Source organism: Streptomyces sp. SID3212 (assembly GCF_009865405.1).
Classification (GTDB): Bacteria; Actinomycetota; Actinomycetes; order Streptomycetales; family Streptomycetaceae; genus Streptomyces.
The window spans coordinates 1-580 of sequence record NZ_WWJY01000511.1; the positions used below are offsets into that span (position 1 = coordinate 1).

1 pseudogene is annotated in these 580 nt (G+C 78.3%); it reads left to right on the top strand.

What is annotated here, in order from left to right:
* Positions 1 to 580: pseudogene (locus GT042_RS15230) on the top strand (hypothetical protein); the annotation flags it as partial.

Below are 580 nucleotides of genomic sequence, written 5' to 3' on the forward strand. Positions count from 1 at the left end.
CCGGCCCAGGAGGGCGGCTACCGTCCCGTCAGCACGGAGGCCTCGCCCTGGACCGCCCCCGGCAGGCCCGCGCCGTACCTGGTGTGGACGGGCGGCGCGGCGGGCGGCCTGACCCTCACGCTGCCCGGCGGATTCCGCCGCCCGGTGCCGTACGACGAGATCGCCGAGCTGCTGTCGCGTGACCCGGTACTGTCCGCCCGCCGCCTGGACGTGGATGTGGTGCTGGCCGCCTCGAAGGCCGCCCCGGTGAACCCCGTCGCCTCGGCGGGACCGGGACGGGGACCGGCGGCCACCGGCGCCCCGCACCCCGACCCGCGCGCCGTGATCAGCGCGGCGACCGGCCGGGGGGTGTGGGCATCCCGGGGCGGCGCGAGCCTGGTGGAGGCCCGGCCGCATCTGTACGTGCCCTCCCTGCTCCCCCTCGTGCCGGGAAGCCGGGCGGCCGGCGACTGGGCGGCCGTCCGGCCGCGCGACCTTCTCCCCGGGGGTGCCCCCGCACCTCTCGGCGATACGGGCGTCGTCTTCGCGGGTGCTGACCCGGCATCGGACCCGGTGTCGGAGCCGACCTCTGACCTGACCT